The organism is Saccharopolyspora dendranthemae (assembly GCF_007829955.1).
GTDB lineage: Bacteria > Actinomycetota > Actinomycetes > Mycobacteriales > Pseudonocardiaceae > Saccharopolyspora > Saccharopolyspora dendranthemae.
Window position 1 is genome coordinate 348,086 of record NZ_VIWX01000005.1, and the last position, 26,000, is coordinate 374,085.

Genomic DNA, 26,000 nt, shown 5'->3' on the forward strand with positions numbered 1-26,000 from the left:
CTGTGTGAATACGTATTCAGGCGAGGAGCTGGGTGCAGTGGTGTCGAGGCGTTCGTTCATGATCGGTACGGGTGCGGTGCTCGCCGGAGCTGCGGTGGTGCCGATCGCGCGGGTGAGTCCCGCAGCGGCGTCCGGTCAGCCCTCGTGGCTGGCCGACGCCGTGCTCTACCAGGTGTACCCGCAGAGCTTCGCCGACACCGACGGTGACGGGATCGGCGACCTGCGGGGCATTACCGAGCACCTCGACCACCTGGCGTGGCTGGGAGTCACGGCGATCTGGGTGAACCCGGTGTTCCCGTCGCCGTTCACCGACGCCGGTTACGACATCACCGACTACGTGGGCGTGCACCCGCGCTACGGATCGCAGGAGGACGTCGGGGCGCTGGTCGAGGCGGCCCGGGCGCGCGGCATCCGGGTGCTGTTCGACCTCGTCGCGGGGCACACCTCCGACCAGCACCCGTGGTTCCTGAACTCCTTGCAGGACAACGCCGACAGCCGCTACGTGTGGGCGACCCCGGACCAGCTGCCCCCGGACGGCAGTCTGCCGGAGGACTTCGTGGCCTCGCCCGGGCCGCGCGAGGGCGCGTTCCTGAAGAACTACTACGACACCCAGCCGGCCATCAACTACGGCTACGCGCGGATGAACCCGGACGAGCCGTGGCGCCAGCCCGTCGACGCCGAAGGCCCCACGCGCAACCGGGAAGCGATGCGCGAGGTGATGGATCACTGGCTGAAGCTGGGTGTTTCGGGATTCCGCTGCGACCTGGCCGCCACGCTGGTCAAGGACGACCCGGGCTGGGTCGAGACGGGCAAGCTGTGGGGCGAGATGCGCGCGTGGCTCGGCGAGAACCACCCGGACGCCGTGATGATCGCCGAGTGGGGCGACCCGGCGACCTCCGTGCCCGCGGGCTTCGACGGTGACTTCTTCCTGCCCGTCAACGGTCCCGGTGATGGTGCGCCGTGGAAGACGTTGTGGCAGGACAACCCCTACTTCGGCGCCGATGGAACCGGCACGGCGAAGGTGTTCGTCGACGCCTGGGAGCAGACGGAGCAGACCATCGGCAAGCCGGGACACATCCTGCTGCCCTCGGCCAATCACGACGGCGCGTTGCGCCTGAACAACGGGGTGCGGACTCCGGAGGAGATCCCGGCGGCGTTCGCGTTCTGGCTGACCTGGCCGACGGTGCCGACGCTGTACTACGGCGAGGAGATCGGCATGCGGCTGGTCGAGGGCTTGCCCGACGTCGAGGGCAGCGCGGGCAGGCAGAACAACCGGACCCCGATGCAGTGGAACGACGGCCCGAACGCGGGGTTCTCCACCGCGCCCGCCGACAAGCTCTACATCCCGCAGGACCCGGACCCGAACCGGCCGACCGTCGCGGGGCAGATGGCCGATCCGGGCTCGCTGCTGAACTTCGTGCAACGGGTCATCTCGCTGCGCAAGCGTCACCCCGAGCTCGGCAGCGGTGGCGGGGTCGAGGTGTTCCACGACGGCTACCCGCTGACCTACCTGCGGGGTGACCGGTTCCTGGTGACGATCAACCCGAGTCGCGAGCTGGTCACCGTCGAGGTCCCCGACGATCGCCTCTCCCGCGCCCGCCCGGTGGAGGACAGCGGCGTCCGCATCAGCGGCCGGACCCTCGAAGTCCCGGCCTTCGGCTACGCCATCCTCGACCTCGGCTGAGCGCCTCACCTCGGCATTTCCCAGTTTTAGTCCAAACCGAGGGGGCGGTTTCAACCGGTGGTTGCAACTTGGTTTGGTGTGGACAGTAGTTGGTGGAGTGCTTCGGCGGGGGTGCGCCAGGCGAGTGTTTTGCGGGGGCGGCCGTTGAGTTCGGTGGCGACGTCGGCGAGGTGTTCGGGGCTGTGCCGGGAGAGGTCGGTGCCTTTGGGGAAGTACTGGCGGAGCAGGCCGTTGGTGTTTTCGTTGGTGCCGCGTTGCCAGGGGCTGTGGGGGTCGCAGAAGTAGATATCGAGGTCTGTGGCCAGGGTGATGTCGGTGTGCCTGGCCATTTCGCTGCCCTGGTCCCAGGTCAGAGACCTGCGCAAGTGGGTGGGCAGGGTGTGGATGGCGGTGATCATCTGGTTTTTGACGTGCTCAGCGTCCTTGCCTTCGGGCAGGTGTAGCAGCATGCAGAACCGGGTGGAGCGCTCAACCAGGGTGCCGATCACCGAGCCGTTGTCCTGACCGGCGATCAGGTCGCCTTCCCAATGTCCGGGCACCGCGCGGTCGGTGGCCTCCGCGGGCCGCTCGGAAATACTGATCATGTCGGGGATGCGGCCGACGCGTTCCCGCCGGGCATCGGGCATCCGCCGTGGCCGGCGCAACGCCCGGCCGGTCCGCAGACACGTGGCCAACTCCCGGCGCAATGCGCCCCTGCCCTGCACATACAGAGACTGATAGATCGACTCGTGCGACACCCGCTTCTCCGGTCGGTCGGGAAACTCCTCGGCGAGCCTGGCACTGATCTGTTCCGGAGACCAACACTGCCGCAGCCGCTGCTGAACGTGGTCGCGTAACTCGGTGTCGGCAGCCAGTTTCGCGGTCTTCGGACGCCGCGCACGCCGCTGACTCGCGCTCTGGGCGGTACTGGCCCGATACCCACGCTCACCAGTGGTGTTGCGGTCCAGCTCACGACCGATCGTGGACCGATGCCGCCCCAACCGGCGAGCGATCTCGGCCCGGCTATGCCCCTGCGCACGCAGGACGGCAATCTCCTCCCGCTCGGCACACGACAAAAACCGACCCGAACACTCACCCACACCATTACCCACCACCCCGCCAGCCTGGGTGAACCACCGCTTACCCGACGTCAACGACACACCCGCCACAGCACTGGCCGCCCCCAACGACAACCCACCACGCACCCCAGCCCAAAACACCACCCGCACCTCACGCGGCTCCACCGGACGACCCACCAGCGCACACTCCCTACAACACAACAGGAGTTGCAACGACCGCTTGAACCCGCGGGGCCTTCGATGCCCGAAATGTCCGCTCAGTTAGGACTAAAACTGGGAAGTGGTGAGGACTCGATCACGCGATCACCGGTGGGGTCGAGAGGGTTCTCCGGGGTGGGTCAGGGATGGGTTCGGGGTGGTTCCGGACGCCGGTGGTGCCGGGTGCGCGCGAGGCTGGTGGACGTCGCCACACCACCTGGGAGGAACGGATGGACCTCAGCCGCGTGTACGAGATCCGGGTCGCCGGATTCGCCAGCGATGCCGAGGCGGTCGCGGCGCAAGACCCGATCGCGCGCCTGCTGTGCCCGGACGAGTTCCACCGAGGCCCGTGCGAGGTCCCGTGGAGCCTGTGCGCCGTGGACGACCCGGATGCTCCCGGACGCGGAGTGCTCGTGGTCGCCGTGCTCACCACCCGCTCCAAGGCGCTCGATCTGCTGCACCCGATCGGCGAGGTCACGGGCCGTCCGGCACAACTGCTCGACGCCGACCCCTCGGACTACGAGGAGCTCGTCGAGCAGCACCGGATCGAAGCGCTGGCCAACTGATCGCGGGAGTTCACCCGTTGTGGCCGACGAATTCCCGTTCACCGAATAGCATCCTCCGCGGTCGACCACTCGCGCGGAGGGACTCCAGATGATCAGCAGGACCGCCACCGTCGCCACAGCGGCGCTCTTCACCCTCGCAGTCGCCCCCGCGGCCGAGGCCGAGGACACCTACGCCAACTACGCCGAACTGGCCGCTCACGAGACCGAAGGCGTCGACTACCGGCGAGCCGTGCGCGACGGGAGCACCGACGTCGTCCACGTCGCCATCCACGGCGGCGGCATCGAACGTCCCACCACCGAACTCGCGGATCGCGCGGCCACCTCCGGTGACCACGGCTTCGGCACGTTCGAGGGGATCAAGTCCTCGGGCAACAGCGTCCTGCACATCACGTCCACAAACTTCGACGAGCCGCAGATCAGCGATGCCGTGGCCGGCTCCGCCTACACGGTGTCCTGGCACGGAGCCGCGGGCGTCGAGGAGGCCACCTACGTCGGTGGTCTCGACACCGAGCTGCGCGACGCCGTTCGGGAAGAACTCCGCGAGGAGGGCTTCGACGCGCCCGATGCGCTCCCCGACGGCCTGACCGGCGAGAACCCGGACAACATCGCCAACCGCAACACTCGCGGCAAGGGCGTGCAGCTGGAGCTCACCCGCGCTCAGCGCGACGCGCTGGTGAAGGACGGCGTGCCCACGGCCGAGTTCGACGACTACGTCGCCGCCGTCGAGAGGGCCGTCAGCCGTCGATGACCATGGGGGCCGAGACGCCGGGCGGGCCGTCGAGGATCGTCGGGGCGTACTCCAGCAGCTGGAGCCGGCCGTCGAAGGTCCGGGTGCTGATCAGGTCGAGCTTGATGTCCGGGTACCCGTCGAAGATGCGCTGCTGACCCGTCGCGCCGGTGATGACGGGGAAGACGACCACGCGGAAGCGGTCCACCACCCCGGCTCGCAGCAGTGAGCGGGCGAGCGTGAGGCTGCCGAGGGTGCGCAGCGCCCGGGGCTCGCGCTGCTTCATCTCCTGCACGGCCGCGACCGCGTCCCCGGTGACGAGTTCGGTGTTGGCCCAGGACAGCGGAGTCCGCAGCGTCGAGGAGAAGACGACCTTGGGCAGGGCCGTCAGCTCGGCGAACGCGGGCTCCTCGGGCGCTTCGGCGGCGAATCCCGACATCAACCGGTAGGTCGTGGCCCCCATGAGCGTGAGGTGCTCGTTCTCGGAGCTCTCGGCGATCCAGTCGAGGTATTCCGGGCCGCCCATGCCCCACAGGCCCGGCCACCCCTCCGCCGCGGCGTAGCCGTCGAGCGAGATGATGAAGTCCACCATCAGATCCGGCATCACGTCCGTCCTCTCTCCGCAGGTCTCGACGTGTAGACCCGCGAAGGCGGCCGAACTCATCGTCGGCGCCTCACTCGGAGGCGGCGTCCTCCGGGCGCAGGGGGAGCGTGGCGTGGACCCGGTAGCCGCCGTCCTCCGTCCGGCCGGTGTTGAGCCTGCCGCCGGTGAGGGCGACCCGCTCGCGCATGCCGACCAGGCCGAAACCCGAGCTGGGCAGTGCCACGGCGTGCCCGCGCGGGCTGTGGCGGTTGGTCACCGTCAACGAGAGCTCGTCGTCGTCCGAGCTCACCGCGACCAGGACGGCCGCGTGCGGGGAATGCTTGGCGGCGTTGGTGAGCGCTTCCTGCACGACGCGGTACGCGGCGCGCCCCACCTCGGGCGGGACCTCCGGCGCCGGCTCGGCCATGTGGAGCTGCACGTTCGATCCCGAGCGCACGGCTCCGTCGACGAGCTCGGCGATGCCGGTCGTGCTCGCCGACGCGGGCTCGGGTTCGGCATCGTCGCGCAACGCGCGCAACATGTCGTGCAGCTCGCTCATGGCGGTGGCGCTGGTCGAGCGGATGATCTCGGCCAGCTCGGCGCTGCGCTGATCGGAAGCGTTGGCGGCCAGGATGTCCGCGTGCCGGGAGACGACGCCGATGCGGTGCGCGACGACGTCGTGCATCTCCCTGGCGATCTCGCGCCGCTGCGCCTCCACGGCGCGCTCGGCGAGCAGCTCCCGCTCCCGCTCGACCTGCTCGGCCTGCTCCCGGAAGTCGGCCAGCACGCGCCGCCGCCCGAACACCCACAGCCCGAGCAGCACCGGCACGACCACCGAGCCCACGACGATGGTCGTCGTCGGCCCGATCCGGAAGTCACCCCAGTCCAGCACGACGGGCAGCAGGACCAGCACGTTCGCGGTCGCGGCCAGCCAGGTGGGCAGGCGCGGCCCGCGCCTGCTCGCCACCGTGTACAGCGCGACTTCGACGAACCCGAGGACGCGCTCCACGTTCAGCGACGTCACGGCCACCACCAGCGCTGCCGCGAAGGGGAACCGCCGCCGCACCAGGAGGGCGGAGAACGCCGCGATCATCGCGGTGATCGTCAGGGGCGAGGTGTCGGTGAGGCGCCCGCCGTGGGCGTAGAACTCCCCGGCGATCGGCGCACCGGCCACCGCGAGGTCGAACAGCAGCGACCGGGGAGAACCGTCCCACCAGGACAACCACGAGCGCTGCTGCAACCTCGACACGTCCGTCACGGTACTCACACGTCGCGACGGGTCAGGACGACGCCCGCGGCTCCGAGCAGAATCGCCGCGAGCCCCAGCATCGGCAGGGCGTGCGGCCACTCCGGGGTTTCGCTGATCAACTGACGAGCCGAGTAGAACGGCTGCAGCACCACGAGCAGCCACTCGGGCAGGTCCAGCCGGTTGATCAGCAGCATCTCGACCTCGGGCCACACCACGAGGAACGCGATCGGCACGACCGAACCGTGCAGCAGAACGGCGAGCGCGAGCCCGACCAAGGTCATCAACGTCGTGTAGATGACGGCCCCGGTGCCCATCATCAGCGAGACGGACGCGGTCGGCGCCGCCCCCATGAACACCGCGAGCACCAGCCAGGACGCCGAGAGGACGACGGTTTCGGTGGCTATGGCCGCGACGGCGACCACGGCCGCCTTGGCCCCCAGCACCCGCAGCCGCGATCGCGCGGTGAGCACGGTCGTGGTGATCGTGCGGTACCGGTACTCGTTGCCGAAGGCGTTGACGCCCAGCGCGCCCACCAGCGCGCCGAAGATCCACGCCACCGAGATCACCTTGTCGAAGGTGACGTCACCGTGGTCGCGCGAGTCGTGCGCGAAGACCGTGAGCAGGAGCTGGATGAGGAGCGCGGCCCCCATCAGGACCCAGTTGGACCGCACGGTCCGGAAGGCGGCCCACTCGTACTGGACGGCGCGCAGGCCCGCGGACGTGCTGTCGGTCTGCGGCCTGGCTGCGAGCGTGGTCATGCTGCTGCTCCTCGGTAGGTCGTGGCGGTGGAGGTGGCGTTGAAGAAGGCGTCTTCGAGGCTGCTGCGGCGGGTGTGCAGCTCGCGGATCGGGATGCCGGCCTGCCGCGCGGCTGCGCTGACCGCGTCGACCTCGGCGTTGTGGATGACCAGCGCGTCGGCTTCTTCCTGCTGCACCTGGAACCCCGCCTGGTGCAGCCACTGCCCGAACCGCCCGGCTTCCACCGTCCGCACGACGACGTGGGTGCGGGTGTGCGCGGCGATGAAATCGCGCACGGGCTGGGCGGCGATGAGCTCGCCCTCGCCGATGACGACGAGATCGTCCGCGAGCTGCGCGATCTCGGACAGCAGGTGCGAGGACACGAACACGGTCCTGCCCTCGTCGGCGAGGTTGCGCAGCAGCGAGCGGATCCAGCGCACGCCTTCGGGATCGAGCCCGTTGGTGGGTTCGTCGAGGATCACGTACTCGGGGTCGCCCAGCAGGGCCGCGGCGATCCCGAGGCGCTGCCGCATCCCGAGGCTGAAGCCCCCGATGCGCCGGGAGCGGACCTCGTCGAGCCCGACCGCGGCCAGCACCTCGCGGACCCGCTGCTCGGAGATCCCGGCCCCGGCGGCGATCATCCGCAGGTGCTGGTGCGCCGACCGCCCCGGGTGCACGGCCCCGGCGTCGAGCAGCGCGCCCACGGTGCGCACCGGGTTCGGCAGGTCCTGGTAGCTGCGGCCGTTGAACAGGACTTCGCCCTCACCCCGGTCGAGACCGAGCATGAGCCGCATCGTGGTCGACTTGCCCGCCCCGTTCGGGCCGAGGAAGCCGGTCACCACGCCCGGCCGGACGGTGCAGGTGAGGTCGTGCACGGCGAGCTTGTCGCCGTAGCGCTTGGACAGTTCCCGGATGGTGATCAACCCTGCTCCTCGATGTCGGATCGGATTTCCCGCATGACAACGAGAATCGCGAATCCACCGGGTTCAGGGCGTCTGACTTCCAGCTAGGAGCGGGTACGACTTTCGGGCAGCGGGAGCACAGCGGCCACCCGGAAGCCTCCGTCGGCGGTCGGGCCGGCCTCCAGCTCGCCGCCGGCGAGCGCGACGCGCTCCCGCATCCCGAGCAGCCCGTACCCGGCTCCGGAGGAGGGGGACGGTCGGCTCGGCCCGTTCGCGACGGTGACGGCGAGGTCGTCGCCCGCCTCGACGACGACGGTCACCGCGGCCTCGGGCGCGTGCCGGGCCGCGTTGGTCAGCGCTTCCTGCACGACCCGGTAGGCCGCTCGTCCGGTGGTGCCGGAGGTCTCGGGAAGGTCGTCGGGCATGGTCAGCCGCACCGGGATCCCGGTCTCCGCGGCATCGCGGACCAGGTCGGCGATGTCGTGCACGGCGGGTGCTTCGGTGAGGTCGGAGGGGCCCTCGCGCAGGACGCGGAGCATCCCGCGCAGCTCGGTGAGCGCCTTGGCGCTGTTGTCGCGGATGATCTCGGCGGTGTCGGCGGTCGCCTCGTCCTTGGCGTGCACGGTGAGCGCGCCCGCCTGCAACGACATCACGCTGGCGCGGTGCGCGATGACGTCGTGCAGCTCGCGGGCGATCCGCCGCCGCTCCTCGCCGACGGCGCGCTCGGCGAGCAGCGCTCGCTCGCGCTCGGCCCGGTCGATGCGCTCGCGCGTGGCCGCCATCATCACCTGCCGCTGCTGCAGCCACAGCCCGAGCATGCCCGGCACGCAGTACAGCGCGGACTTCACGGCGATGCCGACCAGCATCGGGAACCCCGACCAGCCGGTCTGCCCGATGATCTCGGAGCCGACCCCGATCCCGATGATCACGAAGCCCACGACCCACGTCGAGCGCGTGGCCCCGTGGCGGCGCGCGTAGGTGTAGAGGGCGACCCACGACGGCGGCGGCGATGAGAAGAACACGAGGGGCAGGAGCGAGGTGGCGACCGCGATCAGCGGGAACCTCCTGCGCACCAGCATCCCGAGGCCGGCGACGACGGCGAGACCGAGCTGCCACGGCGTGGGGTTCTCCGCGAACGCCCCGCTGAACATCAGCGCGACGACGATATCGATCAGCAGGCGGTGAACCTTGCCGTCCCACCAGGACAGCAGGCGCTCACGGTCGAGGAGGAGACGCACCGGGCCGACTCTAGTTGCGGCGATCGCCCGGCACGTTCGCCGAGGGGCCGAGACGGGTACGACTTTCGGCCAAGTTCGGACGAGCAGGTCGGGGGACGTGACGGCGGCCGGAGATCCATAGCGTTGTTGATCGAAGGACGAACGAACCCCTGAGAGGAACGTCATGGACCTGGAAAAGCTCTTCAGCTCGCCGGAACTGCTGCTGGAGACCGGCCTGCTCGCGGTGGCCGCGCTGGTGATGTTCGGTGCGCTGGCGCTGTTCGTCTGCGCCGTGGTCAGCATCATCGGCTCACCGCTGTCGTTCGGCATGACCGTGGTGTGGCTCCTGGTGGCCTTCGCCGCGCCGTTCCTGGGCAGCCTGCTGTGGTTCATCGTCGGCCGTGGTGACGCCTACCGCCGGCGAGTGGCCTACTAGGTCTCCCCGGACCGCTGGTGAAACGGCCGAGTGCGGGTAGGTTCGGCGCATGGATTCTGATGCCATCGTCGTGGGTGCGGGCCTCGCCGGCCTGGTCGCCACGGCCGAGCTGGTCGCCGCAGGCAAGAAGGTCACCGTGGTCGACCAGGAGAACGCGGCCAACCTCGGTGGCCAGGCGTGGTGGTCGTTCGGCGGGATCTTCCTGGTCGACACCCCCGAGCAGCGCCGGCTCGGCGTGAAGGACTCCTTCGACCTGGCCTGGCAGGACTGGCTCGGCAGCGCCGGCTGGGACCGCCTCGCCGACGAGGACAGCTGGGCCTCCCGCTGGGGGCGCGCGTACGTCGAGTGGGCCGCTGGCGAGAAGCGGGACTGGCTGCGCGGCAACGGGATCCGGTTCACCCCCATGGTCGGTTGGGCGGAGCGCGGTGACGGTCGCGCGACCGGCCACGGCAACTCGGTGCCCCGCTTCCACGTCGCCTGGGGCACCGGCACCGGTGTCGTCGGGCCGTTCGTCGAGGCTGCGATCGAGGGGGCGAAACGCGGCCTGGTCACCTTCCGGCACCGCCACCAGGTGGACGAGCTGATCGTCGAAGGCGGCGCGGTCGTGGGAGTTCGCGGCACGGTCCTGGGCCCCGACGACGGGGAGCGGGGAGTGGCGTCGAACCGCGAAGCGGCCGGTGAGTTCGAGCTGCGCGCGCAGGTGGTCGTCGTCTCGACGGGCGGCATCGGCGGCAACCACGACCTGGTGCGCGAGTTCTGGCCCGAGCGGCTGGGCCGCCCGCCGCGCGAGATGATCACCGGCGTTCCCGAGTACGTGGACGGCCGGGGGATCGGGATCGCGCAGGACGCCGGTGCGCGGCTGGTCAACCGGGACCGGATGTGGCACTACGTGGAGGGAATCCAGAACTGGGACCCGGTCTGGCCGAAGCACGCGATCCGGATCCTGCCGGGTCCGTCGCCGCTGTGGTTCGACGCCCTGGGCAGGCTGCTGCCCGCGCCGTTCCTGCCCGGCTGCGACACGCTCGGCACCCTCAAGCACCTGCGGACCACGCCCGACATCGCGCAGCACGACCACTCCTGGTTCATCGTCACGCAGAAGATGATCGAGAAGGAGTTCGCGCTGTCGGGTTCGGAGCAGAACCCCGACATCACCCACCACGACCTGAAGCTGCTGGCGAAGACGCGGCTCGGCAAGGGCGCACCGGGACCGGTCGAGGCGTTCAAGCAGCGCGGCGCGGACTTCGTCGTGGCGGACACGCTGGCGGAGCTCGTCGCGAAGATGAACTCGCTGACCGAGACGCCGCTGCTGGACGCCGCCGAGGTCGAACGGCAGATCGTCGCGCGCGACCGCGAGATGGCCAACCCGTTCAGCAAGGACGCCCAAGCGCAGCTCATCCACAACGCGCGCCGCTACCGCGGTGACAAGCTCACGCGGGTCTCCTCGCCGCACCGGGTGCTCGACCCGAAGGCCGGTCCGCTCATCGGCGTCAAGCTGCACGTGCTGACCCGCAAATCGCTCGGCGGTATCCAGACCGACCTGTCCTCGCAGGCCCTCGGAGCCGACGGCCAGGCCATCCCCGGCCTGTTCGCCGCGGGAGAGGCCGCCGGGTTCGGAGGCGGAGGTGTGCACGGCTACAACGCGCTGGAGGGCACGTTCCTAGGCGGCTGCCTGTTCTCCGGCCGCGCAGCCGGAAGAGCCATCGCCCGCGCGCTCTAGGGGATGTTGAGGAATTGCTTTGCGTGGCGGTGCGGGTAGCGGAACCTGAGCGCCTTCGTGGTCTCCGTGCGCCGCTCCTTGAGTCTTCCGCTTACCCCAGGGGTGGACATAGGCGTCCCGGCGTACTCGCCACGAAGGCGCTCAGAACCCGCGGCGGTGCGGGCTGAGTCCCACACCTGAAACGGCGGCTACCGCTGCATTCATCAACATCCTCTAGGCGAGGCCGGCGTCGTGGGTGACGATGGCGACCTGAGTCCGGTTGACGGCGTCCAGCTTCTGCATGATCCGTCCGATGTGGACCTTGACGGTGGACTGGCTCATGTACAGGTCGGCGGCGATCTCGGCGTTGCTGGAACCCTGCGCGACGGCCACGGCCACCTCGCGCTCGCGGGCGGTGAGCTGGTCCATCTTGGACTTCGCCGACTGAGCGGCACCGCCCCCGGAGGAGAAGGTGGTCAGCAGCTTCCGGGTGATCCGCGGCGAGAGCATCGCCTCACCACCGGCGAGGGTGTGCACGGCGGCGACCAGGTCGCGCGGCCGGGTGTCCTTGAGCAAGAACCCTGCCGCCCCGTTCTGCAGCGCTTCGTGCACGTACTCGTCGACGTCGAAGGTCGTCAGCACTCCGACGGCGGGCGGATCGGGCAGCGCCGCGAGCCGCTTGGTCACTTCCAGCCCGCCGACCCCGGGCATCTGGATGTCGGTGAGCACCACGTGCGGCGCGAACCGGGACACCAGCTCCACGACCGGCGCACCGTTGGCGGCCTCGGCCACCACCTCGATCTCCGGATCGGCCTCCAGGATCATCCTGATCCCGGACCGCACCAGGTCCTCGTCATCGACCAGAACGACCTTGACGCTCACCGAACACCCCACCCGAACCTCGACGAAAACCGCCATCCCACGGTATACCGCCCTCCACCCACCACGCGTCCACCTTCACCATGAACCCGGCAGCCGCTGGCACTCAGCTCCGCCAGAACCACGTTGATCAGCGGTAGACCCGGCTCCCGTCCACCACCGGGCCAGGATCTTGACCGCCCGGGCCGCGCAAGGCGAGGGCCAGGTTGTCCAGGTAGGACGCCAATCGTTCCCGGTCTTCGATCCCGTAGTGACCGGCTTCCAAGTCGTCCACGGCCAACCCGAGCGACATGATCACTCCGCGCGTCATGGCCCCCAGCCGGCACAGGTCCCCTGTCACCGTTGCCCCGCTCGCAGCGCTTCGAACGTGGGCGCACCGGCCACCAGGCGGTAGCAGGACGGGCAGGTCGGCAGCAGCCACGCCACCTCGTCGAGGTCGACGATGACCCGCTCTCCGCAGTGAGCAATGGTCGTCACGCCGTCCGCGGCACCAGCAGGGATGACATGTCGAGCCTCGTACCCCGGCATCCAGCACCAAGCGCGCTCCGGTGGGTTCGCAGAAACTTCCTTCATCTCCCCAGATCCCTTCATGTGGTTCATCAGCGCTTGAATGTTGCTGTGTGAAGTCGACATGTAACGCTGTGGAGTCGACGTGGGGGATGGTGTGGAGGAAACTCCCACACCTGGCAGCGTCCTTTTGCTGCTTGAGATGGCTACGCTGTGGATCGAATTGGATACGTGCCGGCCTCTGGAGATCTTCATGGCCCGTATGCCAGAAGCAGTGCGCGAGCTGCGTCGAGGCTTGGGCGCGACGCTTCGCGGATTCCGCGAGTCCTCGCCACTCGACCAAGCCGCTATTGGGCGGATCACCTCGTACTCCCGCACCTCGATCTCCCACATCGAGTCGGGCAGGCAGTTCCCCGAACGAGAGTTCTGGAGAGTCGCTGATCAGGCCCTCAATGCGAACGGGGTGCTTCTAGAGCGCTTCGACAACGTCGTCGAGCGGGAGAAGCAGATCAGGATTGCCGAGCTTCGAGGTGGCCAGGTACGAAGGGACGACGACACCCCACCAGAGCCGCGGTTTTCGGGCCCGCCCCACGACGAGGATTGGCATGACGACGTGAATCGCCGCGAAGTTCTTCGATTGGTGGCGGTCACAGGCAGTTTGCTGGCGATCCCTTCCATCGACGCCGATCGAGTCCTGCACGCTGCCGAACGTCCTCGACGTCTCGACTCCGCGACCGTGGATGCCTACTCCCACCTGAACGCGAATCTGTGGGCGAGATTCGGTGAGTCGCGGTCCAAACGTGACGTCCTCCCGGTCGTGAGACATCAGCTCGATGTCCTGCGCAGCAGCTTGAACGAGCCACAGGCCGTCGCTGTGCAGCAGCGACTGTGCGCACTCGCCGCCGACCTGTTCCAACTCTGCGGAGAAGTCTTCTTCGACGTGGGCAGCTACGCGGCGGCAGCTCAGTGCTATGCCGAAGCCGCGCACGCGAGCAAGGAAGCACGCCAGCCGGATCTCTGGGCGTGCGCGATGACTCGCCACGCCTTCATCAGCATTTACGAGCACCAGTATCGGCGTGCGGTTCCACTGCTCGACGGGGCAGCGCAACTGGCTCTCCGAGGAGACCCGACCAGGACGACCCGTTACTGGGTCGCGGCCGTGCGTGCGCAGACCAGTGCGGGGCTTGGGGATCTGCCGTCTTGTCAGCGGTCGTTGGGCGAGGCGGAGCGAGTCGCTGACCTGACAGACAGGGCTCCTTCGACCGGTTGGCTCCGTTTTGAAGGGGCGCGGCTCGACGAGGAGCGCACTTCGTGCTTCGTGAAGCTGCGTCGTCCGGAGTTGGCGGAACCCGCGCTCAACAAGGCACTGGGACAAGCGACGTCAGCACGCCGCCGCGGGAGCGTGCTCGTTGATCTCGCGACCGTGGGTGCTCAGCGCGGTGATGTCGATCAGCTGGTGCTGAACGGAGCTGCGGCGGTTGACAGCGCGAGGCGCACGTCATCGGTCGGATATCTTGGCCGAAAACTGGGGGATCTTCAGGCGCAACTTATGCCGTACGTGGGTGATCGGCACGTTCGCTACCTGGATTCGCAGATCAGAGATGTCGTGTCCGTGGCAAGTTCCCAATGAGGAGGGGTTCAGTGTCCGAGGTGAAGGGGCGAATCTTCCGCGAAGCGTGGATCGCCGGTGTGAACGCGCACTACCCAGGGGATCCGAAGCCCGGATACATCGCCCCGTGGGAGGAGACGCCCGACTGGGAACGCGCCAGTGCGTCGGCCGTATACCAGCAGGTGCAGGACTTCATCGAAGCCACGGAGGGCAAGGCTTCGAAGCTCACTCGTGAGCAGAAGGGGCGATTCGTGGCTCTGTGCTGGACGGGGCAGATCTTCCGGCACTTCCCCGACCCCAAACCGGCCTACGTCGCGGACTGGGCGGACATGCCCGAATGGCAGCGCGAAACCGACTCGGACATCTTCGAACGCATTGACAGCGAACTAGTCCGAGACACGAAATAGGAGGCCCTGTGGCTGATGGTGGGGGAGGGCCGGTGGCCGAGGCGCGGGGGTTGACCGTGCACGTCGACACCGGCCGGTGGAGCGAGACGGTGATCGAGTCGGTGGATCTGGCCGTGCCGGCGGGTCGGGTCACGGCGCTGCTCGGTGAGTCGGGTTGCGGGAAGTCCATGCTGGCGGCGGCTCTGACCGGGCACCTGCCCGCGGTCGCGAGCACCAAGGGAGACGTGCTCGTCAACGGCGTGCCCGTGACCGAGGAGCCGGAGTGGCGGCGGTTGCGCGTGAACACCGTCGGCTACCTGCCGCAATCCGGGGTCACGGCGTTCCACGCGGAGGCCGATGTGGCTTCGCAGCTGCGCAAGACCTACGAGCTGCGCGGGGTGCTCGGCGTCGAGGAGGCGTGCGCGTCCGCCCTGTACCCGGACGACGTGCGGCACCTGCTCCCCGGCCAGCACTCCAGCGGGCAGGTCCAGCGGGCCGCGCTCGCCGCTGCGCTGATTCCCGCGCCGACGCTGCTGGTCGTGGACGAGCCGACCGCTTCGCTCGACACCGCCACCGCTCGCGCGGTGTGGGCCACCCTGCGCAGGTGCGCCGACGCGGGCACCGCCGTGCTCGCCATCAGCCACGACGTCAACCACCTCATCGACCTCGACATCGCCGACGAGATGGTGTTCATGCGCGAGGGCCGAGTCGCCGCCGCGGGGACGCCGGACGAGATGTGCGAACGCGACGACCCCTACCTGCGCGGGTTCTTCAACCCGCTCGGCCGGTGACGGGCGCGGTCACTGCACGAGGTCGAGGAATTCCCAGCGGGCGCCCGGTTGTGCTCCGCTGAGCCACTTCCCGCAGTTCTGCAGGACCACCTGGCTGGAAGTGATGTGCTGGGAGCCGGTTCCGAGGTCGCGCAGGAACCGGTCGATCGGCCCCCTGCGGATGGCCGCTGTGCCGGCCCACTGGTGCACCGTCCGGCCGACCTCCTGCGCGCTGCGCGTGGCGTTGCCGAGCGCGAGCCGGATCAGCGTGTCCTGCTCGGTGGTCTGCGTGTCGCTCGCCGCCAAGGTGTTCTCGACGTCGGCCCAGACCTGCTCCGCCCAGGCGCCCGCCGAGCGCAGCGCGGCTTCGGCGGTCGCGTACTCCGCGTGGAACTGAGCGGTGTCGACCGCTGCGCCTCGCGTGCCGGACTTGACCGCTGCCACCGCTTTCAGCTCGTCGAGCAGCCGCCGGCCGACGCCGAGCGCCCAGCCCGTGTGACCGATCGCGGCCATGTTGACCAGGCCGACGCGGTACATCGCGCCGCCGTTGACGGGGGTGCTGGTCGTCGCGAGGTAGGTGTTCTCGCGCGGGACGAACACGTCGGTGCAGTGGTAGTCGATGCTGGTCGTGGCGCGCAGACCGAGCACGTCCCAGTTGTCGGCCAGCTCCACCTGCGCCTTCGGCATCGCCAGCACCCGGCCTTCGCCGCTGCCCTGGACGAGGATCAGGCTGTGCACGTGGGTGGCCAGCGCCATTCCCGAGGCGAACTGCCAGCTCCCGCTCACCCGGTAGCCGCCCTCGACCGGGATCGCCTCGCCCGGCCGGGTTCCGTGCCCGGCCAGCAGGGCGTGGTCGCCACCGGCGACGTCGGGGAACAGCGCGTCCGCCGCGTCGGCGTCGAGGTACGCCGCGGTGGTGCCGGTGATGTGCTGCAGAGCCATCATCGTCCAGCCCGCTGCGGCATCGTGATAGCTGATCCGCTCGCTCATGGCCGTCAGCTGCCGCGGAGCGAACTCGAGGCCGCCGAGGCTCGCGGGCAGCGAGGCGCGGACCGCGCCCGCCTCCAGCAGGCCTCGCGCGACGTCCTCGTTCAGGCTCCCGCGCTCGTCGGCCGTCTCCGCGCTCGCGTTCATCAGCTCGCCGAGCGCGTCGACGCGCTCGAGCACCGCCGGAAGCTCCGGGCTGATGTGCAGGTCCCCCATGTGCGTTCCTCCTCGATCCGCGGTCGGCACGCGGACCAACCTAGATGAGTCGGACCGCCGCAGTACCGTCGTCGGTGAAGACGAGCGGGAGGCGGACATGACCGGCACGACCGTGACCGAGGTGATGGCCGAGCTGGCCGCCCTCGAAGACCCCAAGGTTCGCGCGGTGAACGAGAAGCACGGCGACGATCACGGCGTGAACCTCGGGAAGCTGCGCGCCCTGGCCAAGCAGCTCAAGACCCAGCAGGAACTCGCGCGCGAACTGTGGGCGACCCGAGACACGGCCGCGAGGCTGCTGGCGCTGCTGATCTGCCGCCCGAAGGCCTTCGACCGCGACGAGCTGGACACCATGCTGCGCGAAGCCCGCCGGCCCAAGGTCCACGACTGGCTCGTCAACTACGCGGTCAAGAAGAACCCGCACGCCGAGGAGCTGCGCACGGCGTGGAGCGCCGACCCGGACCCGGTGGTCGCGAGCGCGGGGTGGGCCCTGACCGCCGAACGCGTGACGAAGAAGCCGGACGGCCTCGACCTGGCGGGTCTGCTCGACGTCATCGAGGCGGAGATGAAGGACGTGCCGGACCGCCTGCAGTGGGCCATGAACACGTGCCTGGCCCAGATCGGGATCCACCACCCCGAACACCGCTCGCGCGCGATCGGCATCGGTGAACGCCTGCGCGTGCTGGAGGACTACCCGACGTCGCCCGGCTGCACCTCGCCGTACGCACCGACCTGGATCGCCGAGATGGTCCGCCGCGCGAGCTGAGCGTCACTCAGCGCCGTCCTGCTCCAGGATCGCGTAGACCCGCTGCAGGACGGTGATCTGCGCCCGGTTGTAGAGCTCGGCCACCGCGTGGGCCATCGTGCTCTCCGCCAACTCCCTGCCTCGCGGTGAGTTCGCCGCGGGATTCACCAAGCGCGGATGCCGCTGCCGATTCCTGCGGACCACCGGTGCCATGCGCTCGGCGAGCTGGTCGAGCGCGGCGTCATCGGCATCCGCGGGCAGGAGCTCGAACTCCATGTCGGTCTCTTCCGGTTCTGCCAGCATCTCGCGGAACTCCGCGAGGTCCGACTCGCTGAAGATCGTCGAGTAGACCGCCAGCATCGACCGCTGCGTGTCGGTGAACTCCCCGGAGATCGGAGCGAAGTCGGTCGGCACGTCCGGTCGCGCGTCGTGGCGCCTGATCACCGCCAGTTCCGACCGAATCCGCGTCAACCGGTCGATCGTCTCCTCCAGCTCGGCGTCGAGCGCGCTGATCGCCTCGTCGGGTTCGGCGTCGGCGCGCAGGAGCGAGGCGATCTGCGACAAGGGGAGCCCGAGGTCGCTCAAGCGCTTGATCTGCACCAGCCGGATCAGGTGCGACACCCCGTACTGCTTGTACCCGTTGGACGTGCGTTCGGGCACGTCGAGGAGACCGATCTCGTGGTAGTGCCGGACGGCCTTCACCGTCGTGTTCGTGAGATCGGCGATCTCACGGGTGCTCCACGCCATCGCCCGCTCCTCGTTCCTCGTCAACGTGAGACTGCCACCTGGCCGGGGTCGCTGCAGCCGCCCCGGCCGAGCAGCGCGATCAGGGCGCGAACAGCAGGGGGACCAGGTAAATGATCTCGAAGGCCTCGTAGATCGCGCCCACGACGAACAGCACCAGCGCAGGCAAGGTCAGCCACCCGAACTGCTTCAGCCCGCGGACGTAGCCCTGGCGGCGGTTGCCCGACCCGACGCTCGCCGGGCGCAGCCACGACCGCCCGATGAGGTAGGCGCCGAGCAGCAGCACGGCGTAGGCCTGGAACTCGATGATGACGGTCAGCGAGTGCGGGATCATGGTCTTCGCCATGGTCTCGTTGATCGGCGCGAGCGTCACACCGGTGGTGAACGCCCAGTACGCGTACACGGCGATGCCGGCGAAGGGCACGACCATCGAGGGCAGCAGGATCTTCACGATCCCCACCGTGATCGTGTTGACCAGGAAGATCGTCAGGCTGAACAGCCACATGTTGCCGAGCACCATGCCCACCAGGTCCGCCGTCCCGTCCTGCGTCAGGGCGTTGCTGCGCGCGGCGGTCAGCTCGGGGAACAGCAAGCCCGCTCCCACACCGACGAGGAACAGGCCGTAGACGAGCGCGTTGATGGCCAGGTAGGCGCCGAGGTTCGCCCGGATGATCCGGAACGGCTCGCGCAGGAAGCGCTTCCGCCGCTCGGGACGCGGGAACTCGTCGGTGTCGATCGACCCGGACGGGGTCCGGTCTGGCGCGGTGGTCATCGAGCGCTCCTCTGGGGTCATGGCCGGTGCTCGACACCAGTTCAGGCCCTGCCCCAAGGGCAGGGTCAAGTCACCCGCATCGCCCAACGCCGAGGCGCCCGCCCCAGAGGTGGAGGTTGGGGTGGTCCGGTGGAGGCAGTTCCCAGTTTTAGTCATAACTGAGCGGACATTTCGGGCGCGAAGGGTCCTCGGTTTGGACTAAAACTGGGAACTGCCGAGGTCACGACCCCGCCGCGACCCACCGGCGGCTGGGTGGGGGTTGCCGGGGTGGTTGCGGCAGCGTAGGTCCGCTTCGGTTGTCAGCGCAGGCGGTCGGAGAGCTGTTGCGCGATCGGGGTCAGCCGGGTGCGCAGCGCTTCATCGCTGAAGAGCGCGGTGTTCTCCCTGGCGGTCACCGCGACCAGGTACCGACCGGTCTGGAAGAGGATGACCCGTTCCTGCGCGAAGGCGTACGAGATGTGGGCGGGCCCGTCGCCGATGCTGGTTCCCAGCGGGGTAGCCGGTCCGAATGCCCTGCCCACCTCCGAATTCGGGCTCGCGTAGAGCTGCAAGGACTCCGCCGCCTTCGCGGCGCCCGGGAAGGTCCGGACGGTGACGTCGATGGATCCGGTCGGTCGGTTCCACTCGGCTTCGGGCTCCAGAGTGCCCTGGGTGCACCGGTCCTCGACGTACTCGACCTTCCCGCCGGTGTCCATGCTGAACAGCTCGGTCGGGCTGGTGTCCCACTGACGCTGCTCGATCATGCCCGAGCCCGGTTGGCCGAACAGGCTCATCAGGTCTTGGGCGCTGATCGTCTCGCACGGGTCGGGCACCTTCCCGTACGGCTGGGGGTACGTGGCGACGCTGGGCGACTTGCTCGTGGAGTCCCAGCTGCTCGTGATCCGCGAGAGGGCTTGCTTGGCGGTGTCCAGCGCGCGGTCGCGGGGAGTGCCGTCCGGGCTGACCAGGGTGAACTCGACGAGCATCGATCCCTTCACCAGATGCCCGTACACCCCGTTCGGTCGGTCGGCCACGCTCTCGGGGTCGTTCTCGATCAGGACCTCGAACCCGTTCTCCTGGTGGGCATCGCTGTCCTCCCGTGCCATGCGTGCCGTGGATTCCGTTCGGGTCGCGCCGTCCAGCGGCGGGCTGAGCACGTTGAGCGTGGCCTTCCCGTACGCGTCGAACGGGACCTCGCAGCCGCTCACACCGGTCACCACTCCGCCGACGCCCTGCTCGACGGGCTGCGAGGTCGGGTCGTCGGGGTCGGGCGAGCGATCGAAGATCTGCTCGTTCCTGGACAGGACCCACCCTCGCGACAGCAGGAAGTCGACCGGGATGAGCGCGCACGCGTTGGGCGCCGCGACCTCACCGTAGGTCGGGGCCGGGTCGTTGCCGGGCTTGATCGGCAGCTCGGTGAGCGGGGGCGCGGCCGCCGGCGCGGCCTCCTCGCCGCCCACGTTGAAGGCGACGACCGCAGCGATGGCGCCGACCACGAGCACGACCACCGCCACCAGGCTCACCACGACGATGACCGCCGCCGATCCCTTCTTGGGCGGCTGCGGAGGCGGGGGCGGGACCTGTCCGTACTGCCCGTGAGGGGGCCAGCCGGGCGGAGGTGGTCCGTAGCCGGTGGGGCGGCCGTGCGGAGGCGGAAGCGGTCCACGTGGCTGATGTGGAGTGGTCATGCGCTGGCCGAGATCCTTTCCCCAGAACGTGAGGATCAGCGTAGATCGGCCCGTTCGGCCAGGAAGCGGTTTTCGCCAATACCGGCGGCAGCGCGAGATCCAGCGCGGAAGCGAGACGCCGTGCAGGCGGGGCACTCCGGATGGGGAGTGGGGCTAGCGCTTCACAACACGAACACCTTCGGGATGCTGGTCCGTGAGCAGGCCCGGGAGGAAACGCAAAGCGGGGAGCGCGCAGAACGCGCTCCCCGCACCGTGGGGGCTTACGGGGGCTCGGCCCCCGTATGGACATCACGATCGCGGGAAGATGCCAGAAGGGCATCGAACAGCGTGGGGCCGGAGGGACTCGAACCCTCACTGTCTAGGACCTAAACCTAGTGCCTCTGCCAATTGGGCTACGGCCCCTCGGTGGACATCCAGCGTATCGCGGGCGTCGATCTTGTTCCTCGGGCGGCCGATGAGACCCGAGCAGGGGACCATGGGCGCGGCTGGTGCGGCATCGGTTCTCCGGTGAACTACGGTGTGGGCAGCCAGGTGAACGTGAGGAGGACACGTGGCCCGTGATCAAGATGCCATCGAGCGTGACATCGACCAGGCGCGTGACGCGCTGGCCGACACGCTGGACAGGTTGAGCGTGCAGGCGAACCCGCAGCGGTTCGTCGACGCCGGCAAGGCCAGCGTGATGGAGAAGCTGAACGACCCCAAGGTGCGCTACGCGCTCATCGGGGTCGGTGCGCTGGTCACCTTGGTGGTCGCGCGCAAGCTGTTCAAGTGAGGTGCCGGTTGTTCTGGGGTCTCGGACCTGGCCCCAGAACACCGGAACCGGCTCAGCCCGCGCCGACCGCGTCGCCCACGCTGACCGTGCCCGGCCGGGACACCCGCATGATCACGCCGAACTTGTTCTCATGTCGCTGGATCAGGTGAGTTTGCAACTCCCGCCAGCGCTCGCGTCCCTCGGCGTCCCAGCTCGGCACCGCGCAGCGGATGCACGGCCCCGAGTTCTCGCCCGTCACGGCCAGCTCGACCTCGCCGGCGGTGATCGTGGAGCCCGGTTCCCAGTCCTGCTCGGCGAAAGCCGGCAGATCCGACTCGACGTGCAGGTTCGTCCGGAAGCGCCGCAGATCCACCTCCGCGCCCATCTCCTCGCTCAGCCCGCGCAGCGATGACTCGAAGGTGACCAGCACGGTCGGGCCGCGGTCCTGCTGGCCGTCGGCCGCGCGCAGCCCCACCGGGATCTCCAGAGACTCCGAGAGCGCGTCCCCCAGCTTCGGGTGATCCCAGGAGAAGCGCTGGTCGCTGGGGCCGTGGAGGGTCGGCGTGCCCGACGGCTCGGGCAGGTCGCCGTAGCCGGCGGACCAGGACAGCAGGGCTTGGTTCTGGCGGACGGTGAGGACGTTGCCCGCGCGGTTCGGGCGCTCGTCCAGCAGCGCGAAGGCGCGATCGCCCGCCACGCCCCGCTCGTCGAAGCGAGCGGCGGAGAGCTGCTCACCGCGCAGCGACTTCACCGGCCAGCGGTTGAGCCTGAGAACCTCCGACACGAGCCGACCTCCGTTCTGCCAGGAAAACCCACCCTAGCGCGGCGAACGGCCGATCAACGCCGCAACAGCGGCAGCAGGCCCTCGTTGAGCAGCCGGTCGACGAAGCTCGTGTCCAGCGGCTCGTCGGCGAGCATGAGCCGGTAGATCAGGCCGGCACCGGCCAGCTCGCCGACCGTGTCGACCGGGGCGTCCGGGCTGATCTCGCCGCGCTGCACACCGCGCTCCATGATCCGCCGCAGCACGTCGCGCTGCGGCAGCAGGAAGGACTCGCGGAACTTCAGCGCCAGCTCGGGCTCGTGCGGCAGCTCGCCGACCAGCGCCTGCGCGGCCTTGCCGACCGGGCCGGTCAGCAGCGTGGCGAAGGAGCGCAGGAACTCGCCGAGGTCGGCGGCCACCGAACCCAGGTCGGGCTCGGGGATGCGGCGCTGGACGAGCTCGTTGCAGGTGTCGATGACCAGATCGAGCTTGGAGTCCCAGCGGCGGTAGATCGTGGCCTTCCCGGCGCGCGCGTGGGCGGCCACCGCGTCCATGGTCAACGCCCGGTAGCCGACCTGGGCCAAGACCTCCATCGCGGCCTGGCGCAACGCGGCATCGCGGGAGGCGTCCCGCGGGCGTCCCCGGCCGGCGGGCGGCCTGCTCGGTTCGAGGCTGGCCACCGCTGCTTCCTCCTGGGGTGCACTACTGGTCGGCGCGTTCACGAACGCCATCCTAAGGTCCCCGGCCACGGGGCCCCCGCGCATGCGATCGGTGGGTCGCGAAGAGTCACCGACCAGGGGATTCCCGGCCGGGAACCAGGCCTCAGGTAGCGGCAGGTGCGTTGGCCACGGCCGCGCGGGCAGCGCGTTCGGTGGCCTCGTCCGACAGGCCGTGCCGGGCCTGCAGGTAGGCGGTGGTGAAGGCGAAGCCGTCACCGTCCAGGAGGTGGATCACCACTCGTCCGGACTTGCCGGGGGAGATCTGCTCGATCAGCTGATCGGCCTGGTCCCGGGCGGCGATCAGGCCGGGGGCACGCGCCGTCTTCTGGTCGTCACCGTTGGTGACGGTGATCTGCCAGTCCTCGCCCTGGGGTACGTAGTTCGCGGTGATATGACCGCCAGCCATGAATGCCTCCGCTCTCCACTTTGCTCGGGCGTTCGAGCTCTTGACCGGAAGACGATGTTAGGCGCAGCGGCTCTCAACAGCGCATCTCGGTCGTCAGGGCACTCTACGTGGAGTGTCGTTCCAGATCTTCAGGCCGGTCGACATCAAAGCCGTCCGATACGTCGTCACACAAGATCATCGTCACTGCGCGTTGTTTCAGGTAATCCCGCGCACCGGCGTCACCTGTTGCGGAGGCGGCTGCACCGGTCCAGTGGTCACGTCCCAGCAACACCGGGTGACTCCGCCGACCGCCGTGCGAGGCGGCGGCGAGCGCGTCGGGGGAGGAGTGCTCGGCGACCCGGCGGACCGCCTCCGGGCCGATGCCCGGCATGTCGACCGGGAGGATCAGCGCGGCCGGGGCGTCGGAGTCCTGGAGGGCGTCCAGCGCGGCCCGCAGCGAGGAACCCATGCCCGAGGGCCAGTCGGGGTTGATCACCGTCGTGACGCCTGCGAGCTCGGCGCGTTCGCGCACCTCCTCGGCCGCGGCGCCCAGGACCACCAGGACCGGGTCGCACCCGGCGTCGGCCAGGACCTTCGCGGTCCGGTCGACCAGCAGCGTCCCGCGGTAGTCGACCAAGGCCTTCGGCATCCCGAAACGGCGGCCGGCGCCGGCTGCGAGGACGACTCCTGCTGGTGCTGTCACGGTGACGACGGTACTGGTCCGCTGGCTCAGGGGTCGTTGCAGGATCGCGTTGCTTGGCGGTGCGGGTGGCGGAACCTCTTCTGCAACGACTCCTCAGACCCCGGTGAGGCCGGAGACGAGGAAGTAGACCGCGAAGACGATCGCCAGCGACCCGACCAGCCAGCCGACCTCCCGCACCTTGCCGCGCGCCACCTTGATCACCGCGAAGGCGATCAGACCGGCCCCGATGCCGTTGGTGATCATGTAGGTGAACGGGATGACCGCCAGCGTCAGGAACGCGGGGATCACGTACTCGGGATCTTCCCAGGGGATCAGCCGGACCTGCGACATCATCAACCCGCCGACGACCACCAGCGCCGGTGCGGCGGCCTGCGCGGGGACCACCGACGCCAGCGGTGTGAACAGCAGCGTCAGGCAGAACAGCAGGCCGGTGATGATGCTCGCCAGTCCCGTGCGGGCGCCTTCGGCGACGCCTGCGGCCGATTCCAGGAACACGGTGTTCGGCGCGGCGCCGGTCAGCCCGCCCGCAGCGGCGGCCACGCCGTCGACGGCCAGGATCCGGCCCATGCCCTGAACCTTGCCGTCCTCGATCAGCCCGGCCTGCGAGGAGACGCTGTTGATCGTGCCCATCGCGTCGAAGAACCCGGACAGCACCAGGGTGAACAGGAAGACCGTCGCGGCCACACCACCTGCTGCGGCGAACCCGCCGAAGAGGTCGACCTGCCCGAACAGCCCGAAGTCCGGTGTGCCGACCAGCTGAGCGGGAACCTCGGGGACCACCGTTCCCCACTGGTCGGGCGCGATGTTCAGCACCGCGTTGGCCACCAGCGCCAGCACGGTCCCGGTCACGATGCCCAGCAGGATCGCGCCGGGAGTGCGGCGGGCCATCAGCCCCATCATCACCAGCAGGGTCACGCAGAACACCACGATCGGAATCCCCGCGAGGTGCCCGTCGGTTCCCATCTGCACCGGCACGGTCGTCTCCTGGGCATCAGGGACGCGGGTCACGAAGCCGGCGCTGACCAGGCCGATCAGCGCGATGTAGAGGCCGATCCCGACGGTGAGCGCGATCTTCAGCGGTTCCGGGATGGCGTTCATGATCTTCTCGCGGACGCCGCTGAGCGCCAGCGCCACGATCACGGCGCCTTCCAGCACCACCAGCCCGAACGCCTGGGCCCAGGTCATGGTGGGGGCGATGGTGAACGCCACGACCGCGTTGACGCCCAGGCCGGTGGCCAGGGCCAGCGGAGCGTTGCCGACCAGCCCCATCACGATGGTCATCACGCCCGCGGTGGCGGCGGTGGCGGTCGTGAGCTGCTCGGGCGAGAGCTTCGCGCCGGTGATGTCGGCTCCGGAACCGAGGATCAGCGGGTTGAGCATCACGATGTAGGCCATCGCGATGAAAGTCGTGATCCCGCCCCGCAATTCGCGGGCGAAGGTGGAACCGCGCTCGGAGATCCGGAACATGCGGTCCAGGCCGGCTTCTCGCCTGGTGGTCATTTGCTGGGTCATGCGTCCTCCCATGCCGGTGGGCGCCCCCGGGACGTCGGTCTTCCGGGCAGGGTTGAGCCCGGCGAGAATTCGCCGAATGCCTGGTGCGGGGCGTTTAACTGAAGCGGGCCGTTGTTGGGTGGCCGCTGTGGCTGGCGATCCGGTCATCGCCGTGTGGTGCGCGGGATCGTCCGCTCGTCGTGCGATCAGAGTCGAAGGTGCGTTCCCCGCGCCTCACCCTCGCGGCTGGCGCCGCCTGGGGTTCGTCTTGAGTGTGGGGTGGGGTGCGGTGGGGAAGTTTTCATGAAAACTTCCCCACCCCACGCACGGAGTCCGCACGCAGCACTTCTTCAGTAGTCGACGCGGTCGGTCTTGTTCCGCCAGGCGTCGAACGCTTCGTTCCGGTTGTGGATCTCGACCCGCGCGATGGCGGTCGGGTTCTGAGCCGGGTCGACCATCGCGTCGTAGAAGGCGCGGTCGTCGAAACCGGCCGCCGCGGCGTCGTCGCGGTCGGCGGCGAACAGGACGCGCTCGACCCTGGCCCACATCGCCGAGGCCAGGCACATCGGGCACGGCTCGCACGAGGTGACCAGCATGCAGCCGGCCAGCGAGAACGCGTCGAGCTCCCGGCAGGCGTTGCGGATGGCCACGACCTCGGCGTGCGCGGTCGGGTCGAGGTCGGCGGTGACGCGGTTGTTGCCGGTCGCCACGATCTCGCCGTCGCGGACGATCACCGCGCCGAACGGGCCGCCGCCGTTGTGCACGCTCGTGGTGGCCAGCTCGATCGCGCGGGTCATCCAGTCGTGCTCTTGCTGGGTTGCGACGTCAACGGACATCGTTTCACTCCAATGGTTCTCGT

General features: G+C 69.3%; 29 protein-coding genes and 1 tRNA gene. 10 read left to right on the forward strand and 20 right to left on the reverse strand.

The features are described 5' to 3' along the window. Positions 1-58: 58 nt before the first annotated feature. A complete protein-coding gene (locus FHU35_RS23345; protein WP_145743323.1) occupies positions 59-1,684 on the forward strand; it encodes an alpha-amylase family glycosyl hydrolase in 1,626 nt (541 codons plus the stop codon). Between the two features lie 50 nt (positions 1,685-1,734). Here the strand turns inward: FHU35_RS23345 and FHU35_RS23350 are convergent, their stop codons facing one another. Next, positions 1,735-2,955 carry an IS30 family transposase gene (locus FHU35_RS23350; protein WP_186459227.1) on the reverse strand — a complete coding sequence of 407 codons (1,221 nt, stop codon included), beginning with the start codon at positions 2,953-2,955 and terminating at the stop codon, positions 1,735-1,737. A 215-nt stretch (positions 2,956-3,170) separates the two neighbouring features. On the opposite strand from FHU35_RS23350, the gene FHU35_RS23355 reads away from it, so the two are divergent. Together FHU35_RS23355 and FHU35_RS23360 are read left to right on the forward strand one after the other, a co-directional pair. Then, a complete protein-coding gene (locus FHU35_RS23355; protein ID WP_145743325.1) occupies positions 3,171-3,506 on the forward strand; it encodes a hypothetical protein in 336 nt (111 codons plus the stop codon). A gap of 88 nt (positions 3,507-3,594) precedes the next feature. After that, positions 3,595-4,254: a poly-gamma-glutamate hydrolase family protein gene (locus tag FHU35_RS23360; protein WP_145743327.1), complete on the forward strand. Its 660-nt coding sequence runs from the start codon at positions 3,595-3,597 to the stop codon at positions 4,252-4,254. Here the strand turns inward: FHU35_RS23360 and FHU35_RS23365 are convergent. The 5 genes from FHU35_RS23365 to FHU35_RS23385 form a co-directional block, all read right to left on the reverse strand. Further along, complete coding sequence (locus tag FHU35_RS23365; protein ID WP_145743329.1) at positions 4,241-4,837, reverse strand: dihydrofolate reductase family protein; 597 nt, start codon at positions 4,835-4,837, stop codon at positions 4,241-4,243. The two genes, FHU35_RS23360 and FHU35_RS23365, sit on opposite strands and share 14 nt — an antisense overlap. A 70-nt stretch (positions 4,838-4,907) precedes the next feature. Beyond that, a complete protein-coding gene (locus tag FHU35_RS23370) occupies positions 4,908-6,065 on the reverse strand; it encodes a sensor histidine kinase (protein ID WP_145743331.1) in 1,158 nt (385 codons plus the stop codon). A gap of 14 nt (positions 6,066-6,079) precedes the next feature. Next, positions 6,080-6,823 (reverse strand): ABC transporter permease, encoded by a 744-nt coding sequence (locus tag FHU35_RS23375; RefSeq protein WP_145743333.1) that lies wholly within the window; start codon positions 6,821-6,823, stop codon positions 6,080-6,082. After that, the gene (locus FHU35_RS23380; RefSeq protein WP_145743335.1) at positions 6,820-7,725 is read right to left on the reverse strand and encodes an ABC transporter ATP-binding protein; all 906 of its coding nucleotides are present in this window, start codon (positions 7,723-7,725) and stop codon (positions 6,820-6,822) included. The genes FHU35_RS23375 and FHU35_RS23380 overlap by 4 nt, the downstream gene beginning before the upstream one ends. An 83-nt stretch (positions 7,726-7,808) precedes the next feature. Next, a complete protein-coding gene (locus tag FHU35_RS23385) occupies positions 7,809-8,942 on the reverse strand; it encodes a sensor histidine kinase (protein ID WP_246110524.1) in 1,134 nt (377 codons plus the stop codon). Positions 8,943-9,105: 163 nt separating this feature from the next. Here FHU35_RS23385 and FHU35_RS23390 point away from each other — a divergent pair, with 163 nt between their 5' ends. Both FHU35_RS23390 and FHU35_RS23395 read left to right on the forward strand, forming a co-directional pair. Next, on the forward strand, positions 9,106-9,357 hold the full coding sequence (locus tag FHU35_RS23390; protein WP_145743337.1) for a PLD nuclease N-terminal domain-containing protein: 252 nt from the start codon (positions 9,106-9,108) through the stop codon (positions 9,355-9,357). Between the two features lie 49 nt (positions 9,358-9,406). After that, on the forward strand, positions 9,407-11,074 hold the full coding sequence (locus FHU35_RS23395; RefSeq protein ID WP_145743339.1) for an FAD-binding dehydrogenase: 1,668 nt from the start codon (positions 9,407-9,409) through the stop codon (positions 11,072-11,074). A 213-nt stretch (positions 11,075-11,287) separates the two neighbouring features. Here FHU35_RS23395 and FHU35_RS23400 read toward each other — a convergent pair whose 3' ends face one another. From FHU35_RS23400 to FHU35_RS29420, 3 genes are all read right to left on the reverse strand, one after another. Continuing rightward, on the reverse strand, positions 11,288-11,935 hold the full coding sequence (locus FHU35_RS23400) for a response regulator (RefSeq protein ID WP_145743341.1): 648 nt from the start codon (positions 11,933-11,935) through the stop codon (positions 11,288-11,290). Between the two features lie 127 nt (positions 11,936-12,062). Continuing rightward, entirely contained in the window at positions 12,063-12,224 is a 162-nt protein-coding gene (locus tag FHU35_RS29415) for a hypothetical protein (protein WP_186459575.1), read from the reverse strand. Between the two features lie 44 nt (positions 12,225-12,268). After that, positions 12,269-12,409, reverse strand: coding sequence for a hypothetical protein (locus FHU35_RS29420; RefSeq protein ID WP_186459576.1), 141 nt, complete (start codon positions 12,407-12,409; stop codon positions 12,269-12,271). A 175-nt stretch (positions 12,410-12,584) separates the two neighbouring features. On the opposite strand from FHU35_RS29420, the gene FHU35_RS23405 reads away from it, so the two are divergent. From FHU35_RS23405 to FHU35_RS23415, 3 genes are read left to right on the forward strand one after another with little or no spacing between them, the layout of a single operon-like run. Further along, on the forward strand, positions 12,585-14,069 hold the full coding sequence (locus FHU35_RS23405; RefSeq protein WP_145743343.1) for a helix-turn-helix domain-containing protein: 1,485 nt from the start codon (positions 12,585-12,587) through the stop codon (positions 14,067-14,069). Then, positions 14,066-14,455, forward strand: a complete 390-nt coding sequence (locus FHU35_RS23410) for a hypothetical protein (RefSeq protein WP_145743345.1) — start codon at positions 14,066-14,068, stop codon at positions 14,453-14,455. Before FHU35_RS23405 ends, FHU35_RS23410 begins: the two co-directional genes overlap by 4 nt. A 32-nt stretch (positions 14,456-14,487) precedes the next feature. Next, positions 14,488-15,225, forward strand: a complete 738-nt coding sequence (locus tag FHU35_RS23415; RefSeq protein WP_145743347.1) for an ATP-binding cassette domain-containing protein — start codon at positions 14,488-14,490, stop codon at positions 15,223-15,225. Between the two features lie 9 nt (positions 15,226-15,234). On the opposite strand, the gene FHU35_RS23420 is transcribed toward FHU35_RS23415, so the two are convergent. Continuing rightward, entirely contained in the window at positions 15,235-16,407 is a 1,173-nt protein-coding gene (locus FHU35_RS23420) for an acyl-CoA dehydrogenase family protein (RefSeq protein ID WP_145743349.1), read from the reverse strand. A gap of 97 nt (positions 16,408-16,504) precedes the next feature. On the opposite strand from FHU35_RS23420, the gene FHU35_RS23425 reads away from it, so the two are divergent. Beyond that, positions 16,505-17,170, forward strand: a complete 666-nt coding sequence (locus tag FHU35_RS23425; RefSeq protein WP_145743351.1) for a DNA alkylation repair protein — start codon at positions 16,505-16,507, stop codon at positions 17,168-17,170. A gap of 3 nt (positions 17,171-17,173) precedes the next feature. Here FHU35_RS23425 and FHU35_RS23430 read toward each other — a convergent pair whose 3' ends face one another. The 4 genes from FHU35_RS23430 to FHU35_RS23445 all read right to left on the reverse strand — a co-directional run bounded on the left by FHU35_RS23430 (position 17,174) and on the right by FHU35_RS23445 (position 20,734). Continuing rightward, a complete protein-coding gene (locus FHU35_RS23430) occupies positions 17,174-17,896 on the reverse strand; it encodes a MerR family transcriptional regulator (protein WP_145743353.1) in 723 nt (240 codons plus the stop codon). Between the two features lie 79 nt (positions 17,897-17,975). Then, positions 17,976-18,665 carry a stage II sporulation protein M gene (locus FHU35_RS23435; RefSeq protein WP_222429476.1) on the reverse strand — a complete coding sequence of 230 codons (690 nt, stop codon included), beginning with the start codon at positions 18,663-18,665 and terminating at the stop codon, positions 17,976-17,978. Positions 18,666-18,964: 299 nt separating this feature from the next. Further along, entirely contained in the window at positions 18,965-20,332 is a 1,368-nt protein-coding gene (locus FHU35_RS23440; RefSeq protein ID WP_145743355.1) for a hypothetical protein, read from the reverse strand. A gap of 328 nt (positions 20,333-20,660) precedes the next feature. Further along, a tRNA-Leu gene (locus FHU35_RS23445) sits at positions 20,661-20,734 on the reverse strand. A gap of 148 nt (positions 20,735-20,882) precedes the next feature. On the opposite strand from FHU35_RS23445, the gene FHU35_RS23450 reads away from it, so the two are divergent. Further along, positions 20,883-21,104 (forward strand): DUF3618 domain-containing protein, encoded by a 222-nt coding sequence (locus tag FHU35_RS23450; RefSeq protein WP_145743358.1) that lies wholly within the window; start codon positions 20,883-20,885, stop codon positions 21,102-21,104. 52 nt (positions 21,105-21,156) lie between these two features. Here the strand turns inward: FHU35_RS23450 and FHU35_RS23455 are convergent, their stop codons facing one another. The 6 genes from FHU35_RS23455 to FHU35_RS23480 form a co-directional block, all read right to left on the reverse strand. Further along, positions 21,157-21,867 carry an MOSC domain-containing protein gene (locus tag FHU35_RS23455; RefSeq protein WP_145743360.1) on the reverse strand — a complete coding sequence of 237 codons (711 nt, stop codon included), beginning with the start codon at positions 21,865-21,867 and terminating at the stop codon, positions 21,157-21,159. Between the two features lie 53 nt (positions 21,868-21,920). Next, on the reverse strand, positions 21,921-22,565 hold the full coding sequence (locus FHU35_RS23460) for a TetR/AcrR family transcriptional regulator (RefSeq protein ID WP_425474173.1): 645 nt from the start codon (positions 22,563-22,565) through the stop codon (positions 21,921-21,923). Positions 22,566-22,665: 100 nt separating this feature from the next. Further along, positions 22,666-22,968, reverse strand: a complete 303-nt coding sequence (locus FHU35_RS23465; RefSeq protein WP_145743365.1) for a hypothetical protein — start codon at positions 22,966-22,968, stop codon at positions 22,666-22,668. Between the two features lie 103 nt (positions 22,969-23,071). Further along, positions 23,072-23,650, reverse strand: coding sequence for a nucleotidyltransferase family protein (locus tag FHU35_RS23470; protein ID WP_222429477.1), 579 nt, complete (start codon positions 23,648-23,650; stop codon positions 23,072-23,074). 93 nt (positions 23,651-23,743) lie between these two features. Further along, the gene (locus FHU35_RS23475) at positions 23,744-25,162 is read right to left on the reverse strand and encodes an NCS2 family permease (protein WP_145743367.1); all 1,419 of its coding nucleotides are present in this window, start codon (positions 25,160-25,162) and stop codon (positions 23,744-23,746) included. Between the two features lie 329 nt (positions 25,163-25,491). After that, positions 25,492-25,938 carry a nucleoside deaminase gene (locus FHU35_RS23480; RefSeq protein ID WP_425474180.1) on the reverse strand — a complete coding sequence of 149 codons (447 nt, stop codon included), beginning with the start codon at positions 25,936-25,938 and terminating at the stop codon, positions 25,492-25,494. Positions 25,939-26,000: the final 62 nt, after the last annotated feature.

Coding starts and splice junctions, on each gene's coding strand:
- FHU35_RS23345 (WP_145743323.1), top strand. CDS start 59: ATGATCGGTACGGGTGCGGTGCTCGCCGGAGCTGCGGTGGTGCCGATC.
- FHU35_RS23355 (WP_145743325.1), top strand. CDS start 3,171: ATGGACCTCAGCCGCGTGTACGAGATCCGGGTCGCCGGATTCGCCAGC.
- FHU35_RS23360 (WP_145743327.1), top strand. CDS start 3,595: ATGATCAGCAGGACCGCCACCGTCGCCACAGCGGCGCTCTTCACCCTC.
- FHU35_RS23365 (WP_145743329.1), bottom strand. CDS start 4,837: ATGCCGGATCTGATGGTGGACTTCATCATCTCGCTCGACGGCTACGCC.
- FHU35_RS23375 (WP_145743333.1), bottom strand. CDS start 6,823: ATGACCACGCTCGCAGCCAGGCCGCAGACCGACAGCACGTCCGCGGGC.
- FHU35_RS23390 (WP_145743337.1), top strand. CDS start 9,106: ATGGACCTGGAAAAGCTCTTCAGCTCGCCGGAACTGCTGCTGGAGACC.
- FHU35_RS23395 (WP_145743339.1), top strand. CDS start 9,407: ATGGATTCTGATGCCATCGTCGTGGGTGCGGGCCTCGCCGGCCTGGTC.
- FHU35_RS29415 (WP_186459575.1), bottom strand. CDS start 12,224: ATGTCGCTCGGGTTGGCCGTGGACGACTTGGAAGCCGGTCACTACGGG.
- FHU35_RS23410 (WP_145743345.1), top strand. CDS start 14,066: ATGAGGAGGGGTTCAGTGTCCGAGGTGAAGGGGCGAATCTTCCGCGAA.
- FHU35_RS23420 (WP_145743349.1), bottom strand. CDS start 16,407: ATGGGGGACCTGCACATCAGCCCGGAGCTTCCGGCGGTGCTCGAGCGC.
- FHU35_RS23425 (WP_145743351.1), top strand. CDS start 16,505: ATGACCGGCACGACCGTGACCGAGGTGATGGCCGAGCTGGCCGCCCTC.
- FHU35_RS23430 (WP_145743353.1), bottom strand. CDS start 17,896: ATGGCGTGGAGCACCCGTGAGATCGCCGATCTCACGAACACGACGGTG.
- FHU35_RS23435 (WP_222429476.1), bottom strand. CDS start 18,665: ATGACCACCGCGCCAGACCGGACCCCGTCCGGGTCGATCGACACCGAC.
- FHU35_RS23440 (WP_145743355.1), bottom strand. CDS start 20,332: ATGACCACTCCACATCAGCCACGTGGACCGCTTCCGCCTCCGCACGGC.
- FHU35_RS23465 (WP_145743365.1), bottom strand. CDS start 22,968: ATGGCTGGCGGTCATATCACCGCGAACTACGTACCCCAGGGCGAGGAC.
- FHU35_RS23475 (WP_145743367.1), bottom strand. CDS start 25,162: ATGACCCAGCAAATGACCACCAGGCGAGAAGCCGGCCTGGACCGCATG.
- FHU35_RS23480 (WP_425474180.1), bottom strand. CDS start 25,938: ATGACCCGCGCGATCGAGCTGGCCACCACGAGCGTGCACAACGGCGGC.